Source organism: Bacteroides sp. B1-V-101, assembly GCF_023656585.1.
GTDB classification, from domain to species: domain Bacteria; phylum Bacteroidota; class Bacteroidia; order Bacteroidales; family Bacteroidaceae; genus Bacteroides; species Bacteroides thetaiotaomicron.
In genome coordinates, this window is record NZ_JAMOKH010000021.1 from 1 (window position 1) to 17,458 (window position 17,458).

General features: G+C 39.7%; 11 protein-coding genes. 8 read left to right on the plus strand and 3 right to left on the minus strand.

From position 1 onward, the window contains the following. Positions 1-893 precede the first annotated feature (893 nt). Positions 894-3,365: a TlpA family protein disulfide reductase gene (locus NBH01_RS15755; protein WP_250700187.1), complete on the minus strand. Its 2,472-nt coding sequence runs from the start codon at positions 3,363-3,365 to the stop codon at positions 894-896. Positions 3,366-3,539: 174 nt separating this feature from the next. Between NBH01_RS15755 and gpmI the strand changes: the two genes are divergently transcribed. The 7 genes from gpmI to NBH01_RS15790 all read left to right on the plus strand — a co-directional run bounded on the left by gpmI (position 3,540) and on the right by NBH01_RS15790 (position 16,312). After that, on the plus strand, positions 3,540-5,054 hold the full coding sequence (gene gpmI, locus NBH01_RS15760) for a 2,3-bisphosphoglycerate-independent phosphoglycerate mutase (protein WP_048696489.1): 1,515 nt from the start codon (positions 3,540-3,542) through the stop codon (positions 5,052-5,054). Between the two features lie 272 nt (positions 5,055-5,326). Next, entirely contained in the window at positions 5,327-6,853 is a 1,527-nt protein-coding gene (locus NBH01_RS15765; protein ID WP_074857758.1) for a transglutaminase-like domain-containing protein, read from the plus strand. A gap of 24 nt (positions 6,854-6,877) precedes the next feature. Further along, complete coding sequence (locus NBH01_RS15770) at positions 6,878-8,164, plus strand: hypothetical protein (protein ID WP_225678915.1); 1,287 nt, start codon at positions 6,878-6,880, stop codon at positions 8,162-8,164. A 12-nt stretch (positions 8,165-8,176) separates the two neighbouring features. Then, positions 8,177-10,894: an MG2 domain-containing protein gene (locus tag NBH01_RS15775; RefSeq protein WP_225678916.1), complete on the plus strand. Its 2,718-nt coding sequence runs from the start codon at positions 8,177-8,179 to the stop codon at positions 10,892-10,894. A gap of 138 nt (positions 10,895-11,032) precedes the next feature. Next, positions 11,033-11,725: a hypothetical protein gene (locus NBH01_RS15780; RefSeq protein WP_008767620.1), complete on the plus strand. Its 693-nt coding sequence runs from the start codon at positions 11,033-11,035 to the stop codon at positions 11,723-11,725. A gap of 186 nt (positions 11,726-11,911) precedes the next feature. Beyond that, on the plus strand, positions 11,912-14,650 hold the full coding sequence (locus NBH01_RS15785; protein ID WP_250700188.1) for a hypothetical protein: 2,739 nt from the start codon (positions 11,912-11,914) through the stop codon (positions 14,648-14,650). Between the two features lie 51 nt (positions 14,651-14,701). Next, entirely contained in the window at positions 14,702-16,312 is a 1,611-nt protein-coding gene (locus NBH01_RS15790; protein ID WP_225678918.1) for an O-antigen ligase family protein, read from the plus strand. Positions 16,313-16,344: 32 nt separating this feature from the next. Here NBH01_RS15790 and NBH01_RS15795 read toward each other — a convergent pair whose 3' ends face one another. Further along, positions 16,345-16,518, minus strand: a complete 174-nt coding sequence (locus NBH01_RS15795) for a hypothetical protein (protein WP_008767623.1) — start codon at positions 16,516-16,518, stop codon at positions 16,345-16,347. 98 nt (positions 16,519-16,616) lie between these two features. On the opposite strand from NBH01_RS15795, the gene NBH01_RS15800 reads away from it, so the two are divergent. Continuing rightward, positions 16,617-17,198 (plus strand): DUF3109 family protein, encoded by a 582-nt coding sequence (locus tag NBH01_RS15800; RefSeq protein ID WP_008763683.1) that lies wholly within the window; start codon positions 16,617-16,619, stop codon positions 17,196-17,198. A gap of 8 nt (positions 17,199-17,206) precedes the next feature. Here NBH01_RS15800 and NBH01_RS15805 read toward each other — a convergent pair whose 3' ends face one another. Continuing rightward, complete coding sequence (locus NBH01_RS15805) at positions 17,207-17,407, minus strand: hypothetical protein (protein WP_162303099.1); 201 nt, start codon at positions 17,405-17,407, stop codon at positions 17,207-17,209. Between the last annotated feature and the right edge of the window lie 51 nt (positions 17,408-17,458).

The window sequence follows — 17,458 nt, forward strand, 5'->3', positions numbered from 1 at the left end:
AGTAAACCGGAGGCAGGAATAATAAATAATAAAGTAAACAGCTGCCAGGGTTAGTAATATTTCTAGTCAACACATAGCAGCTATTAGAGATAAACAAGTCAACCATTATTAGGGAAGTACAAGGAAAGTTGGGATAAGGTGCCGACATTGTTAGTTGTTCACGGCCGTGGTAAGAGTTGCTCACGGTCGTGGTAAACGCTGCTCACGGATGTGATCAGGTCTTGTCACGGCCGTGAACAGGTAAAGATGCCGGTAGCTTAATGGAAGTATAAAGGCATGATGAGCTAAAAGCATTGGTAGCTTATCGTATTTGTGGTATAAGGTCAAGACTCGGATGAGGCGTGATAGGTGTAATAAGTAATAAGTAATAGGTAATAAGTAACAGGTAATAGGTAACAGGTGATAAGTAACAGGTAATAGGTAATAAGATGGGGAGGAAATGACAGGTAATAAGTCATGAAATAGGGGTGAAGTGACAATAAAAAGCATGATTTACGGCTATTATCACCTTATTATCACCCTATTGTCACCAGCTATTATCATCAGAAGTGTATTCATTATCAGCTTGTTATCTCCAAAAGGTGATAAGTGACAATAGAAAAGCATTTTATTTCTAGAGAGTATCTGTCATGCTGAATTTGTCGAAGAGGAAGGCAAAAGTCAATAGTAACTGAAATTGGGCTGACTAAAAAGTCAATAGTATCTTAAATCTCCTCCTTCGGGAAGGAGGAGTACCCGTAGGGGGAGGTGGTAGGTAAATACATAAATTATTGTTATTCAATTATAAAGTATGCCTACCACTCCGGTTTTCAATTGGGAAAGTGGCTACTGACCTTTGATCTTATCCTTAATGTGCATTCTTGTCAAAGTGTCACAACCAGACTCAGTCGGGATTACTGATCATTCTCTCCCTGTCCGGCAGACTCGGAAACGGGGAAGTGCTCCTCCAAATACTTTCTGATTCTATGCGTCCCCAGTTTTTCCTTGGAGATACTGCCATCTTTTAGCACAAGTTCATAGTGCGGAATGCCGTTGAAGCGGAAAAGTTGGCGCAGATAATTGAACTCTGAGTCGGTGACATAATAGCTGGCTTCTCCTTTCAGATTCTTTTCCACGTATTGCTTATATGCACCGGCTGGTGAGTCTTTCTGTCCGGTGATATAGATGAACTCGAACTCCGGATGATCTTTGTATTTTTTGCGCAGGTCTGCCGTCGCTTCTATTCCTGCGCGACAAGGTCCGCAGGTCGTTGCCCAGAAGTCAACGAACAAGACTTTGCCCGGATGATTCTTAATAATGTTGCGGAAAACGTCGGTGGCTTTGCCTTCCGGAAGTTGATAGGAATTGACTTTTTCCTTCGGATGCGTTTTGGCGAACAGATATTCGGCCTCTTCTGCCAATTGTGGGTGAGTGAGCTTTTGCTTGATGCTGTCCACATACTCACGGGCAATGGAACGTGTCTTGATATTCTGCAGGCTGAAACCCAGGTTGCGGACTTTGGCTATTTGCCAAAGCAAAGGATCGGGCACATCATATAGCCGGGCAAGAATGCTGTCTTTCTTATGACCGGTTTTTTGTTCCATCGAGATAAAGTTTCTGTCCATGTCTTGCTCTGACTGCTTGTTTTTATACTGCTTGTCGATGTACTCCAGGACCAGTTTTTCTTCTTTTTCGTATAAGCCTTTCACCTTGTCATTCTCTTCTTGAAGTTCTTTTAAGGGGATTCTGACGGTTGTTCCTGCCAGTTTCTCCTGTTTCAGTCTGATTGCCTCCTGTTCTGCATTCAGTTTTACTCCTTTCTCTTTAAGGAAAGCGAGAAGCGATTCTTCCGGATACGTGTAAGGGATGGTATCCTTTGCTTTCGGTGCATGATAATTATAGGCTGTTCTGAAGGCGTCCATATATTCAAACCGGTTGATAAAAGAGCTTGCATTGGCATCGGCAAGCACTGTTTCATCATTCAGCGGCATCTTTTTCAAGAAGTCGTAATAAGAATCTTCTTCTTTCACTTTCAAGGCTTGGTTGGCTGTATCCTGCTTCGCATAATAATCTCTGCTCATCAGAAAATCGAAGAATAAGCCTCCTGCCTGCAGGTCTGCCTTATTCTTGATCAGACGGGCAGCCTTTGCCGATGGGCGGCAAATCTGAATAAGTGAATCGGCTGTATGCTCCCATCGGGCGACAATCGGCTTCATGTGCTCCTGATATTGGCTGGGAGTCAGTTTGTTGCGTGCGTTGGATAAATCATCGTAACGGTAGGGGATCAGCGCCTTGAATTCCTTCAGCAGATAGGAGAGGGAAGCCGACGGGCCCATGTAGGCTGTATTCTTGATCGGGAAATAATAGTCGCGTGCACGGCTGCGGGCCAGCAATGCTTCCCAGTCGATATACATGGTAAGCGTCTGTCCGGGCTCGATATAGAATGGAATCCAGTTGTTGTCAAGCGTGACCGACTGTTCCACAGGATGTTTGATGACAAACTTGCACAGGAAGCTGCCGTCTTCGTCTATCTGAATCACAGTCGGGTAGTCCTGGCGGGTGATATGGTTGGATAGATAGATGAGACCGGTGTCAAATCCCAGCCGGCGGTCATAGCCGTCGATGTACCCTTGCAGACAGGTGGTGTCTGTGTGGAAGAACTGCTGGAAACCTGTGTCGGCAGCGATTGTCTTTGTAGCTCCCCTTTGCCGGGTATACAGCTGATTCTTTTCTCCGTTCACTTGTATCTGGCAGCTTCCGTCTTTCTGCGGGGTGACCAGCAGGGTACGTATGTTTCCATTCTGCTTGTCCTTGACGGTGATTTCCACCCGTTTCCCTTTCTTACGGATGTTTTCGTTGGTAAATATCCGGTTGTCCATAATCGTAACAGAATCGTAGATACCGTATTCCCAGGTGTTTAAATCATCTGCCTTGAACCAGTTTCCCTTGATTGCCGCCAACGGCGAAACGTTTTTGCCGGAGGACGGTACTAAAGATATGTCATACGTATTTCCTTCCGTATCGCTCGGACTGAGGAGATGGATGACCTGCGTCTCTTCCGGCAGAGCTTCGAAAACGAGCACATAGTCCATCTCGCCCGAATCGGGCATATACACTTCCTTATTGAGCTCAATGCCTTCCGCACTCTTGAACTGGTATTTCTTGCCGGTGGCTGCATCTTCCAGATAACTGTCTCCTTCTTCCTTTATCCACCAGTGCGGACGGAAGATGGCGTGAATATAAACACGCGTGCCATCGGGCGTGCGTTCTATACGGGTGATGTTGCCAATACTTCCCGAACGGGCTTTGAATGGCGGATTGTCGACGGTTTGTGCTGTGAGCATACCCGACAGCATGAGCATCATGCAGAGTAGAATCGTTTTCATAATATTAAATTTTGAATAAATGCGTTTAGTAGTTCCCTATACAAAGAAAGAAAAATATCCATCGCTCCCTCTCTTTTTCCCCTTTAACTTAACATAGATTAAACGTTTACGTAATCATCTTTTTTGTACCTTTGCACCCGAAAATCAGAGTGATAATTTAAATATTGAAATATTATGAGTAAGAAAGCCCTTTTAATGATCCTCGATGGTTGGGGACTAGGCGACCAAAAGAAAGACGACGTAATCTTCAACACTCCCACTCCTTACTGGGATTATCTGATGAACAATTATCCTCATTCCCAACTTCAGGCAAGTGGTGAGAACGTAGGTTTGCCCGACGGACAGATGGGTAACTCGGAAGTAGGTCACCTCAACATTGGTGCCGGACGTGTGGTTTATCAGGATTTGGTGAAAATCAACCGCGCATGTGCTGACAACAGCATCCTGCAGAACCCCGAAATCGTTTCTGCTTTCTCTTACGCGAAAGAAAACGGAAAGAGCGTTCATTTCATGGGACTGACTTCCAACGGTGGCGTACACAGCTCAATGGTTCATCTTTTCAAACTTTGCGACATCTCCAAAGAATACGGCATCGACAATACATTCATCCACTGCTTCATGGACGGTCGTGACACTGACCCGAAGAGCGGCAAGGGATTTATCGAAGAACTTTCTGCACACTGCGAGAAATCGGCAGGCAAGATCGCTTCTATCATCGGTCGTTATTATGCTATGGACCGTGACAAACGTTGGGAACGTGTGAAGGAAGCCTATGACCTGCTGGTAAACGGCCAGGGTAAGAAAGCTACCGATATGGTTCAGGCTATGCAGGAATCTTACGATGAAGGTGTAACGGACGAATTCATCAAGCCGATTGTAAACGCCAACTGCGACGGAACCATCAAAGAAGGTGATGTCGTTATCTTCTTCAACTACCGTAACGACCGCGCCAAAGAACTGACTGTCGTACTGACTCAGCAAGATATGCCGGAAGCAGGTATGCATACGATTCCGGGATTGCAATATTACTGCATGACTCCGTATGATGCATCCTTCAAAGGTGTTCACATCCTGTTCGACAAGGAAAATGTTGCCAACACACTGGGCGAATACATCGCTTCCAAAGGACTGAACCAGCTCCATATCGCTGAAACAGAGAAATATGCTCACGTTACTTTCTTCTTCAACGGCGGTCGTGAAACTCCGTTCGACAACGAAGACCGTATCCTTGTTCCATCTCCGAAAGTAGCCACTTACGACCTGAAACCGGAAATGAGTGCCTACGAAGTGAAGGATAAACTGGTAGATGCCATCAACGAAAACAAATATGATTTCATCGTGGTGAACTTCGCTAACGGTGACATGGTTGGTCATACCGGTATCTACGAAGCAATCGAGAAGGCTGTTGTGGCTGTAGACGCTTGCGTGAAAGATGTAATCGAAGCTGCTAAAGCACAAGGTTACGAAGCTATCATCATCGCCGACCACGGTAACGCTGATCATGCCTTGAACGAAGACGGCACTCCGAATACGGCTCACTCTCTGAACCCGGTTCCTTGTGTGTACGTAACAGAAAACAAAGCTGCGAAAGTAGAAGACGGTCGCCTGGCTGATGTGGCTCCGACTATCCTGAAAATCATGGGTCTGGAAGCTCCGGCTGATATGAACGGTCAGATTTTGATTAAGTAATTTACTTGATACTGTAATAATGAAAGGGGGCACTTCGCAAAGTGCCCCCTTATTTTGTTTCTTTAATTTCACAAACAGCTTGATTTCGTAAGAAAGTTATAACTGCAGTCATTGTGCAGTGAAATTTGTAGTTTATCTGATTTATATTATCCTATTTTTCCTTTCTCTTTCATGAAAAATGTGATTGAATGAAATTCGAACTCTTTTGGTTGATTCTAGTACTCTTCTGAAGGTAAAAACAGTTTCCTTTGTGCAAATATATTTTTTTTACGATGAAAAACATCTACCTATTTATAGTAAGTCTGTTTTTTTTCTATACCGGATGTGACACACAACAAACAAAATATCCATTTAGTGTAGAAACTGTATTAGCGAAAGCTGGGAATAACCGTAAGGAACTTGAAAAGGCATTGGATTATTTTTATAAACAGGGAGACAGTATAAAGATAAAAGCCATAGAGTTTTTGGTGGCGCATATGGATATCCATTATAGTGAAACTTACTATTGGAAAACGTGTGATGGGAAAAGAGTGGATTTTTCGGAGTTCGATTATGCTAATTTGGAAACAGCCGTAAAGGCAATCGATTCAATGAGGAAAAAATATGGTTCCTTGGATTTTCAAGATACTATCATTTACGATGTAAATGGTTTAACCGGTAAATATCTTATTAATAATGTAAATCATGCGGTTGATACTTGGCGGCTATCTGAATATAAAGACATACCTTTTAACGATTTCTGCGAATATATATTACCTTACCGGGTTACGGTAGAGCCTGTAACGGAATGGCGAAAAGAATATTGTAAGAGATATCACTGGTTGACAGACAGCCTTCAGAATAAGCCATTAGAGAATGTGCTTGATTATGCTGCTATCGATTACAAAGATTGGTTTACATTCACTTATGGAAGTGAAACGAGAAATGAGCCTCTCTCCCGTCTAAGTGCGCAGCAATTGTTGTTTCGTAAGAAAGGAGCTTGTGAGGATATAGCAGCTTTGGAAACATTTATTTTTCGTTCGCAAGGTATTCCGGCTGCTTACATATCTGTGCCATTATGGGCAACCTCTGCCGGAGCACATTTCTCGAACACCGTTTTTGATACGAAGATGAAACCGGTGAAGTTGGATGTTACCACACACGCTGTTGTAGATCATCCACTTGATCGGGAACCGTCTAAAGTAATTCGTTATACTTATTCCAGCCAACCTGGCACCTTAGCATCTAAAGAAAAGGAAGAATGTATTCCTACAGGATTTTTACAAAAAACAAACTATATTGATGTAACCCATGAATATTGGGAAACATCTGATGTGACCATTCCTTTGTTTAATGATACTACTCACATTATATATGCCTGCATGTTTAGTATGGGTAGATGGAATGCTGAGTGGTGGGGTGAACGAATGGAAAATTCAGTTACATTTCATAATATGCCTCGTGGCGTGGTTATTCTTCCTATGATATATAAGGAGCATCAACTTATACCGATAGGTTATCCTATAGTAAATGGTTATAACCATCAATTGTATTTAGTTCCGGATTTATTGCATACTATGACTGTTGAAATTGAAGAACAGGACCGCTATCTGCGTTTTCGCCCGGATAAGAAATATGAACTTTTTTATTGGGATAATGCATGGATTTCATTGGGAACACAAGTTGCAACAATGGATGCCGATTGTCTGCAATTCAATCAGGTACCGCAAAATGTACTAATGCTTCTTGTGCCGGAGTATTCTGAACGAAAAGAGCGTCCTTTCATTATTATGCCGGATGGGACACGATATTGGTGGTAATTTGTAATATAATAAAGAAGAAAAATGAAATTAATAAGCACATTTATTGTAATAGTGTTGTTATCTGGTTGTCAAAGCAAAGAGCAGTCTGTTGTCATATCTCAGAATTCTATAAGTATTGCTATGCAAATTTATGCTATCAGCAGTAAAATATCACTTTCTGATGAAAGTATCATGAATTTAAGGACCTTCTTCCAAGAAAACGATAGTTTGGCGGAAATGGAATTGAAAAAAGGAAAATCATTAGATGAGATTGCCCGACGGTATTGTCCGTCAATAAATACAATAGCGAGTTTATTGACTCCGTTAGAAGGGAATGATTATATGTTCTATCAAAAGAATAACGGTCCCCAACTGCCATATATTTCAGATCTACGTACGGTGGTTAAATATAGACAGGAATTGAACTTGTCTCATGTTCAAATTGAGCAACTCTTACATCATAGTGAAGAAATAGAGAAACGATTTGGAGTTCAAGATTACAAATATGATAGTATGGAAAAACAATATTTGGCTGAGATTCTTTCAGAAACGCAATATAAGGCTTTTTTTATAATTAGAAAAACGCAACAAGCTAAGAAAATAGCTGCGCAGCAATGGAAGCAGATACAGGTGCACCAATTATGTTCTAAGACTTGCGATAGTTTAGCTATTATAAAACAATTGTATGAGTTTGAAAGAGAAAAAAGCGGAATATTAGAATATATGAGCAGTAGGGGAGATAATAAAGGATACGATAAAGAGCGTGATCGACTCAATGCACATAAGCCATTACTACTACTTAAGTTGGAAACTATTGAATCGTTTTCTCATAATAAACTGTTGGATATTATTTGTAAACGGGAAGTGACGAAGTTATCAGAACAGCAAATTGAACAGTTACTGGCTGAATATTATCGAATTAAGCAGGCAGAGTACAAAGCTATGTATGAAGACGTACCCAAAAACGGAGAAACTAAATTTGAACGGAGTAAATTGGAAGGAAAATGTTTGATAAATGTTGTTGCTCATCAGCAATTGGAAGATTATTTTAAGTTTGTTTCTCAAAAGAGAGCGAATGAACGGGCTCAAAGATATTGGGATGAATTAAAGAGCTATGATTTTATAAGGAAGAAGGATAGTGTACAAGTAGTAAGTGAGTTGGCAGATTATGAATTGCGTTTGGCTGTGGCTGAGCAATGGATTTCATTGGATAATTCCCGCAAGCATCTATTTGCCAGAGAGGATGTTGTGAATGGGAAACCGGAAATACTGAAGAAAAAGGAAGAATGGGACAAAAAGGAAAAAGAACGTAAAATGGTAAGATTTTAAGATATAAAGAATATGTATAAGATAATTTGTAACCTCATTTTGATTTTATTAGTTGTCAACTCGCTTCCGGCACAGGAAAAAGTATCATTCGATACTATTGCCCATTGCATGACAGAACAGCTTCGTGTCTATCCCAAGGAAAAATTGCACGTTCATATCGATCGTTCGTGCTACCTTCCCGGAGACACTTTGTGGTTCAAAGCCTACATGGTCAATGCGTCTTCTCATATTCCTATTCGGCTGAGCCGATATGTATATGTTGAATTGGTCAATCCGGAGAATGAAACAATAGACAGGGTAAAAATCAGACCGGATGAAATGAATCAGTTTCATGGATACATCCCTATCCCCGAGAATCTGGCCGGTGGGAACTATTCCCTGCTAGCTTATACCCGCTATATGCTTTTTGAAGAGAATCAGCCTGTCTTTAAAAGGGACGTCTGCATCGCCCTGGCAAGCAATTGGGAGACTGCCCACTTGAAAGCGAATATCTTGTCACCTCATGGTGAAATTACAGGTGCGCAACTCCAGCTTTGGGACAATAGCCAGAAACAGATACCCTTGAAAAGAGTGAAAGCCGTTTGTAACAAGGGGAAGCCGGTTTCTGCAAAACTGTATGACGAAGGAAAGATAGAGTTGCGTATTCAAAATGAAAAAGTGACGTCCGAGGCTTGTATGCGAATCGATATGACGGATATCCGGAACAACGTTTTCAGACAGTATGCTGCGATAAGTACAGGAACAGAAGATTATGATGTCACGTTCTATCCTGAGGGAGGCTACTTGTTGGAGGGTACCCCTTGTAGAACAGCTTATAAAGTGCTTGATGTTAGTGGTAATAGTATAGCAGCTACCTTGCAATTAATGGATGAACAGGGAAATGTAATGGCAACAAGTGAAACGCTGCACTCCGGAATGGGAGTATTTACCTTTACTCCGGAAAGTGGAAAAAGGTATATCGTACAAACATCCAACAAACAAGGGGTAAAGAAAGTCTTTGAACTTCCTCCGGTGCAATCATCTGCTTATGGAATTGTCATAAAAGACCATCAAGAAGATATGCAGATATCCATAAATTCCGCTTTACACTCGCCTCACGAGGAACTTCTATTGCTGGCGCATGTACGTGGAAAAATGATTTGTGCGCAATGGTTACTGTCTGATAAAGGCGACATAATCACTATTGCAAAAGATCAATATCCGTCCGGAATCGTTCAATGTCTGCTGTTGGATAAGAATTATAATGTGCTAAGCGAAAGGCTGGGTTTTATTCCTTATCGAAAGGCTATAATGTGTAAAGTGAGAAATGACAAGGATAGCTATGGGAAAAGGGAACTGATTCACACGAATCTGTCGCTTGTTGATGTAAACGGCAATCCTGTAAAGGGTAACCTTTCTGTCTCAATCACAGACGAGTCCATGTCTGTTGCGGATACCACACATTCTATTTTGTCTACTTTGCTGCTTTCATCCGAACTGAAGGGGAGAATTGAAACTCCGTCTTTTTATCTGCAAACGGATAATCCTGAGGCTGAAAAGGCATTGGACTTGCTTCTTATGATACACGGATGGAAAAGATACCGACTGCCGGAGATCATAAAAGGTAACTTTGAGAAACCAGCAATGGAGCCGGAGCGATTTACTTCCTTATCCGGAAGGCTAAAAGATAAGATAGGTGATGGTAAAAGCCGTTATGAAGTTTACGTGAGAAATCTGGAATTCGGACTGAATAAGACGATAACCCCCGGTCCGGATGGTGCATTCCGGCTCGATAGTCTTGAATTTGCGGAAGGTACTCCCATCGGAATGATCGGCCAGCGATTTATACGGAAAGGAGAAACTTACGGGCGTAGTAAAACAGAAATAATTCTGGATAAGGAACAGACATATAATATTTCCGACAGAACAGTTCCACAACCTGTTCTTTCGGAAATGTCCAGTGGTATCCGGCGGGATATAATATATCCGGCTGGTATGAGTAATTATTTCTTAAAACAGGTGACAGTTAAGTCGGATGCACTAAATAAGAGTTTAAATTCAAGGGAGATTGCAAAACTTAAATTAAAGAATGTGTGGGAATTGGCTGAATATTTAGGTATTAAATTTAGTTATCCATTCATTGATTCATTAATGCAAGGACGTTGTCATATTGGTGTCACATTGTGGGGTAGTTGGAAGTGTCTTTATAAAGATATGCCACTTGCATTAATTGTAAACGGCTATATCCCACTTCTGGATCCTGGGATTTTTAACTATTTATCTTTGAGTGATCTTTGCGCGATTCATTTATATAGTATTGGTAGAGAAAAGTTTTTGGGATTATACAGCTATGCACAGAGCTATGAACACCATACCTCAGTGGCCATTCTTGAATTAAAACTTCATTCTGATGTTGATGTTGAATCTTTAGAATATGTTAATGGCATTGATAAACGTATAAAGGGTTATGGCAAACTTGATATTCAAACGGATGTTTATCCCTTTGGAGGATATCAAGAACCGATAGCATTTTATTCTCCTAAATATGAAAAAGGTAATAATAATGATGTGTTGATACCGGATTTTCGCTCTACACTCTATTGGAATCCTAACTTACAAACAGATTTATCAGGGAAATGTAATTTTTCTTTCTATTCCGCAGACAGGATTACCACATATAAAGTGTTGATTGAAGGTATGACAGAGGAAGGAGAAATAGTGTACGAAATAAGAGAGTTGGTAATAAAATGAAACAATAAATTTAAATGTAAAGATTATGCTTTTGCAAGATAGACGGTGGGCTACTGTCTAAGATTTGTATGAGATGCAGATACTTGATTCGGTATGTAAAATTAAATTAGCTCATAACTTATTCTAAAAATCATAAAGATGAAACATAAATTGTTATTAGTACTCTTAACTGCTTTGATACCCTGCCTTTTTATGCAGGGTTGTATTTCTAATTTCGAAGAAGATAATACGGAATTAAGTGAAGAAGATAGAGTAGCAGAAATGTTTAGAGAAGCGGGGTTTAAAGTGGAAAAACTTAGTAGTAAACCAGTTAATCCTCCAATGACTGAAAAGGAGGCATCTCTTTTTTTAGCAGCGTATAAAAATAGGGAACGCTCCGGTTCGATTCAAATACCTTCAGAAAATATAGAGCTGAAGCCAGATGGTCATTTGGTAGTGAAAGTTAAATGTAATTCTGAAAAAAAGAATTTTTCAAGAACAAGAACTGTTTACAAGGAAGAGTTCGATTTTACACATTGGGCAACTTATACAGTTCGAGACATTGAGATTGAATGCTGGCAAGATATTGCAGGATATTGGAAATCCGATAATGTGAATTGCACTTTTACTACTAGAGACCCTGAGTATATATGTGGTTTTCCAGATATCAATCCTAATACAGGCTATAGTAAAGGTAGTCTTTATTTTAGTATAAATATAACTGTTTCTAGATATTCGGGCTGGCAGATTTATTCGGTTGATGAAAATTATGATTATACGCTAATGCTTACATGGCTACCTGTAGCACAAGAGTGGAATGCTAGTCTTAGTTGGCATGAGACTTTTTGGTAATATGACTTGTATTATAACTTCTTTAATGAAGGAACTTAAGAGATTATATTCAATTTGAAGTTTTAAAATTCTCTTTATTTACATTGTATCGAATAAAGAATTAGGAGGTTTAATTTCAAGTATCCTATTCATTGTTTGGTATATTTAATGGAATGATTGTTTTGGTCGTTGGTTAAACTGATTATTATGAAGGATTTAATAAATAAATATAAGAAAATCTGCTGCTTTGCCCTGATTTCATTGACCGTCCACTCCCTGTCTGCACAGACAATAGTATCATTCGATACTATTGCCCATTGTATGACAGAACAGTTTCGTATCTATCCCAAGGAAAAATTGCATATTCACATCGACCGTTCGTGCTACCTTCCCGGAGACACTTTGTGGTTCAAAGCCTACATGGTCAATGCGTCTTCTCATATTCCTATTCGGCTAAGCCGATATGTATATGTCGAACTGGTCAATCCGGAGAATGAAACAGTGGGTAGGGCAAAAGTTAGACCGGATGATATGAATCAATTTCATGGATATATCTCCCTCCCCGAAGGTCTGCCAGGTGGAAAGTATGCTCTTCTTGCTTATACCCGCTATATGCTTTCGGAAAAGAATCAGCTGGTATTTAAAAGGGAAGTCTGCATCGCGATGGCAAGTAATTGGGAGACTACGCACTTGAAAGCTTGCAGCAAAACATCATCACATGAAGAAAATACAGAATTGCAACTTCAACTTTGGAATAACAGGCAGGAGCAAATCCCGTTGAAAAAAGTGAAAGCTGTTTGCGATAAGGGAAAAGCAGTCTCTGTCAAACTGGATAAAGAAAAAAAAATAGAGCTGAGCATTCGCAATAAAAAAGTAACTCCCGACGCATGTGTGCGGCTGGATATGACCGATGTCCGAAACAATACTTTTCGACAATATGCCGCTATCAGTACGGGGATGGAGGATTATGATGTCACTTTTTACCCGGAGGGGGGACACTTGTTGGCAGATACGCCTTGTCGGACTGCTTATAAAGTGCTGGATGTTAGTGGCAATAGCATAGATGCCACCTTACAATTGATAGATGAACAGGGGAATGTGATGGCAGAGAGTAAAACTCTGTATGCCGGAATGGGTGCATTTACCTTTACTCCCAAAAGTGGAAAAAAGTATAGCGTGCAAGTGCTTAATAAACAGGGTATAAGAAAAATCTTTGAACTGCCACAAGTGCAGGAATCAGCATACGGAATCGTTGTGCAGAGTCGAAAAAAAGATATACAGATATCCATAAATTCCGCTTTACATTCACCTCACGAGAAACTTCTATTGCTGGCGCATGTACGTGGAAAAATGATTTGTGCGCGATGGTTACTGTCCGATAAAGGCGACATAATCACTATTGCAAAAGATCAGTATCCGTCCGGAATCGTTCAATGTCTGTTGTTGGATAAGAATTATAATGTATTAAGTGAAAGGCTGGGTTTTATTCCTTACCGGAAGACCATTGTGTGTAAAATGGAGAATGATAAAAACAGTTATGGAAAAAGAACACCGGTTCGCACGAGCCTGTTGCTTACGGATATGAATGGCAATCCTGTAAAGGGTAACCTTTCTGTTGCAATCACAGACAAGTCCATGGCAGTTGCGGATACCACACATTCTATTTTGTCTACTTTGCTGCTTTCATCCGAATTGAAGGGGAGAATTGAAACTCCGTCTTTTTATTTGCAAACGGATAATCCCGAGGCTGAAAAGGCACTGGACTTGCTTCTTATGATACACGGATGGAAGAGATACCGATTGCCGGAGATTATAAAAGGAAACTTTGAAAGACCTGTAATGGAGCCGGAGAAGTTTACCTCCTTATCAGGAAGGCTGAAAAATGAGAAAGGAGAAGGTAAAAGCTGTTATGATGTGTACGTGAGGAATTTGGAGTTCGGTCTTAATAGGGTAATAAAACTTGGTCAAGATGGAGCGTTTCGAGTGGATAGTGTTGAGTTTGCGGAAGGCGTTCCTATTGGGATGATAGGCAAGCGGTTCATACGGAAAGGTGAAAATTATGGGCGTAATAAGGCAGAAATAATTCTCGATAAGGACCAACTGTATATTCTGTCAGACAAAACAGTGCCACAGCCGTTTCTGTCAGAAATATCCGGTGGAATTCAGCGGGATATGGTGTATCCGGTTGGTATGAGTGATTATTTATTAAATCAGGTGACGGTTAAATCCAAATTACTGAATAAGAGATTGACCTTAAGGGAGATAGCAAAGTTTAAATTTAAGAATATGTGGGAATTGGTTGACTATATGGGAGTTAAATTCAAATATCCATATTATACCTCAACAATGAAAGGATCTTGTAAAGCTTCTGTGAAGATAATGAATGCTTGGGCATGTTTTTATAAAGATATGCCTCTTGTGTTAATGATAAATGGTAACATGCATTCCAATGCTGGAATTCTTAATTATTTGTCATTGAGTGATATTCAAGTTATTTCTTTAAATAGTATTGATAGAAAAAAAATCCTAAAGCCTTATTTGTATTTATGGGAATATGAGCAGCATACTTCTGTTGCCATTCTTGAATTAGTACTTTATCCAGGCGTAATATTGGATCCTTTATTACATTTATGTTCTATTGAACAACGATTTAAGGGCTATGGCAAGCTTGATGATATTCAAACGGATGTTTATCCCTCTGGAGGATACCAAGAACCAGTAGCTTTCTATTCTCCCAAATATGATAAAGGCAATAAGGATAATGCGTTGATACCGGATTTTCGTTCTACACTTTATTGGAATCCTAGCTTACAAACAGATTCATCAGGAGAATGTGATTTTTTATTTTATTCAGCAGATAAGGCTACCACATATAAAGTGGTAATTGAGGGCTTGACAGAGGAAGGAGAAATGGTGTACGAAACAAGAGAATTTGAGATAAAATGAAATAATAAATTTAAAGTTGAAAATAAAATGTGATGATAATACTTTAACAAAATGACTGGAAGGAGACTGCTGCCTAAGATTGGTATGAGATATAAGGTTCTCTATATACTGGCATTTCTTTTATGTGCCAATTCTCTATTCTTGCAGATAGAGAGTCCGATTATTACTATAGGGGATAAATGGTATGCTTCCATTATCCTTTTATTACTATTTCTAATAGCAAACAGTACTTTTAGTATGTCCTCTTTTTCATGGAGTCTGAATAAGTTACTGCCATCTTTCTATATCATTGTTCTTCTATCTGATGTTGTTTTAGCGATGCATGGGATATTGCAATATACTCATATTATTCCATTTCATTCTTATTTAGGTCTTAGTGGCAGTTTCGATAATCCTGCCGGATATGCCGCTTCCCTTTGTGCTGGATTTCCTGCAGTGTTTTATATTTATATGCATTATTGTTCAAAACTAATAAGGGGGAGTGTTATTCTTGCCGGGCTATGTGTTATAATAGTTGTTGTATTGTCCGGTTCACGAACAGGGATATTAAGTATTGCGGTAATGTGTATTGTTTGTTTTTTACAGAAAACAGAAATAGGTTCTCGAAAGAAATATTTGTTGTTACTTTTATTACTATTTCCGGTATTTGTAACTTTGCTGTATTTCTTTAAAAAAGACTCGGCAGACGGTCGTCTGCTCATTTGGAAATGTTCCGCGCTAATGATAAAAGACAACCCGGTTACAGGATATGGAAGTGGAGGCTTTTTGGCTAATTATATGAATTATCAGGCTGAATATTTTGCGCGAGATACTGATAGTAAATATGCGATGTTAGCAGGTGATGTTAAACATCCATTTAATGAATATATATTGTTGGTTGTAAATTATGGTCTAATAGGTTTTCTTCTTTTTCTTACTTTTGTTTATTTTTTGTGGAAATGTTATCGACGTAATTCTTGTCTCGAAACTAATATTGCAACCGTTTGCTTGATAGGCATTGCTGTTTTTGCTTGCTTTTCTTATCCGCTATCTTATCCTTTTGTATGGGTGATGATGATATACAGTATATATGTTATTATTTTTCACGCCGGATATATAGCTAAATATCCTCAATGGCTTCGGAGAAGTATGTGTCTGTTGATAATCGGTTTGTCATTGGCGACTTTCATTTATATAACCCGACATATACTCTATACCACAGCATGGAACCGCACGGCTAAATTTTCATTAATAAAGCAAACAGATATGACTTTTGCTCGTTATAATGAGTTGTTGCCTAAATTAGGAGACAATTATTTGTTTCTCTATAATTATGCTGCTGAACTTAATTATGGAAAATATTACAATCAAAGTCAAGAGATGGCAGAGCAATGTAGTGAACTTTGGGCTGATTATAATTTACAATTGCTGATGGCTGATAATTGTATAAATACGACTCAATATGATAACGCTGAAAAGCATTTGAAGTTAGCTTCTTTGATGTGCCCGGCTCGATTTGTCCCATTGTATGAATTAATGAAGTTGTATCAGTTGAAGGGGGAAGAAAAGAAAACAATTCAAATTGCAGAAATTATTTTGAAGAAAAAGGTGAAAGTACCATCTTCTAAAGTAGAATGGATAAAAGAGAAAGCAAAAAACTCTGTAAAGTCCGTCATCCATTAGTTTGACTAACATTCATAATGTCTCTAGTTTTTTTAGTAATTGTCTTTTCCATCAATGAGTTCATCATTTTCAAGTCCTTTGATGAATGCTTTTTCTCCTTCTCTACTTAGGTCGATTGTTTTACCCAATGTAGGGTTAAATTCTTTCCAAGTTTGCTCCCAGCAGTTCGAAGAGACAATTAATAATATCCAGAATAGTGCTCTCATAGATGATTTTTTAGTGTTTACTACATACAAATGCAGTAATTTAAAATCTCTTTTACTACTTTTTCGTACTTTTGTGGGCTTAACATAAGAATGAAATTATGATTCAGATAGAAGATGTAGTAGTGAGCTTCGATGTCCTTCGGGAAAAGTTCCTTTGTAATTTGGACGCCTGTAAGGGCGAATGTTGCATTGAAGGGGATGCAGGGGCGCCTGTAGAGTTGGATGAAGTGGAAAAGCTGGAAGAGGTTCTGCCGATAATATGGGAAGAGCTGTCGCCGGAAGCACGTGCTGTCATTGAGAAGCAAGGAGTGGTATACACGGATCAGGAAGGTGATCTGGTGACTTCTATTGTTAATAATAAGGATTGCGTCTTTACTTGCTATGACGAGAAAGGATGTTGTTACTGTGCCATCGAAAAGGCTTATCGGGATGGCAAGACGGACTTTTACAAACCGGTATCATGCCATCTCTATCCCATCCGGATTGGAGATTACGGACCTTATAAGGCGGTGAACTATCATCGTTGGGATGTGTGTAAGGCGGCTGTGTTGCTGGGGAAAAAAGAAAATGTGGCTGTCTACCAATTCTTGAAAGAACCTCTGATCCGTAAATTCGGCGAGAAGTGGTACCAGGAACTGGAAGTCGCAGTGAAGGAATTAAAGGCGCATGATATGATCTGATATTTCTTTCATTTCCTCGACTCTTTGTGTTTGGATCGTATCAGAAGAAATAATAGGCAGATCATAGCTACGATAATGCAAGCCGGAGTAATCCATGCCTCCGGATGGATAATAATCAGGAACAGGCAAGTGACAATCACACAGGATGCCAGAATTCTGAGATAGAGCCTGATCTTGGCAAATACAGGATTTGGGGTAGTCGTTTTCATAAGTGTCCTCCTTCATTTTCGGCAAGATAGTGATTTTGACCGGAAAAAGAT

Excerpts from the sequence above, each read along its gene's own strand:
- NBH01_RS15780 (WP_008767620.1), top strand. The coding sequence starts at position 11,033 with ATGAAACATAAATTGTTATTAGTACTCTTAACTGCTTTGATACCCTGC.
- NBH01_RS15805 (WP_162303099.1), bottom strand. The coding sequence starts at position 17,407 with ATGAAAACGACTACCCCAAATCCTGTATTTGCCAAGATCAGGCTCTAT.
- NBH01_RS15775 (WP_225678916.1), top strand. The coding sequence starts at position 8,177 with ATGTATAAGATAATTTGTAACCTCATTTTGATTTTATTAGTTGTCAAC.
- NBH01_RS15770 (WP_225678915.1), top strand. The coding sequence starts at position 6,878 with ATGAAATTAATAAGCACATTTATTGTAATAGTGTTGTTATCTGGTTGT.
- NBH01_RS15795 (WP_008767623.1), bottom strand. The coding sequence starts at position 16,518 with ATGAGAGCACTATTCTGGATATTATTAATTGTCTCTTCGAACTGCTGG.
- NBH01_RS15765 (WP_074857758.1), top strand. The coding sequence starts at position 5,327 with ATGAAAAACATCTACCTATTTATAGTAAGTCTGTTTTTTTTCTATACC.
- NBH01_RS15785 (WP_250700188.1), top strand. The coding sequence starts at position 11,912 with ATGAAGGATTTAATAAATAAATATAAGAAAATCTGCTGCTTTGCCCTG.
- NBH01_RS15755 (WP_250700187.1), bottom strand. The coding sequence starts at position 3,365 with ATGAAAACGATTCTACTCTGCATGATGCTCATGCTGTCGGGTATGCTC.
- gpmI (WP_048696489.1), top strand. The coding sequence starts at position 3,540 with ATGAGTAAGAAAGCCCTTTTAATGATCCTCGATGGTTGGGGACTAGGC.
- NBH01_RS15790 (WP_225678918.1), top strand. The coding sequence starts at position 14,702 with ATGACTGGAAGGAGACTGCTGCCTAAGATTGGTATGAGATATAAGGTT.
- NBH01_RS15800 (WP_008763683.1), top strand. The coding sequence starts at position 16,617 with ATGATTCAGATAGAAGATGTAGTAGTGAGCTTCGATGTCCTTCGGGAA.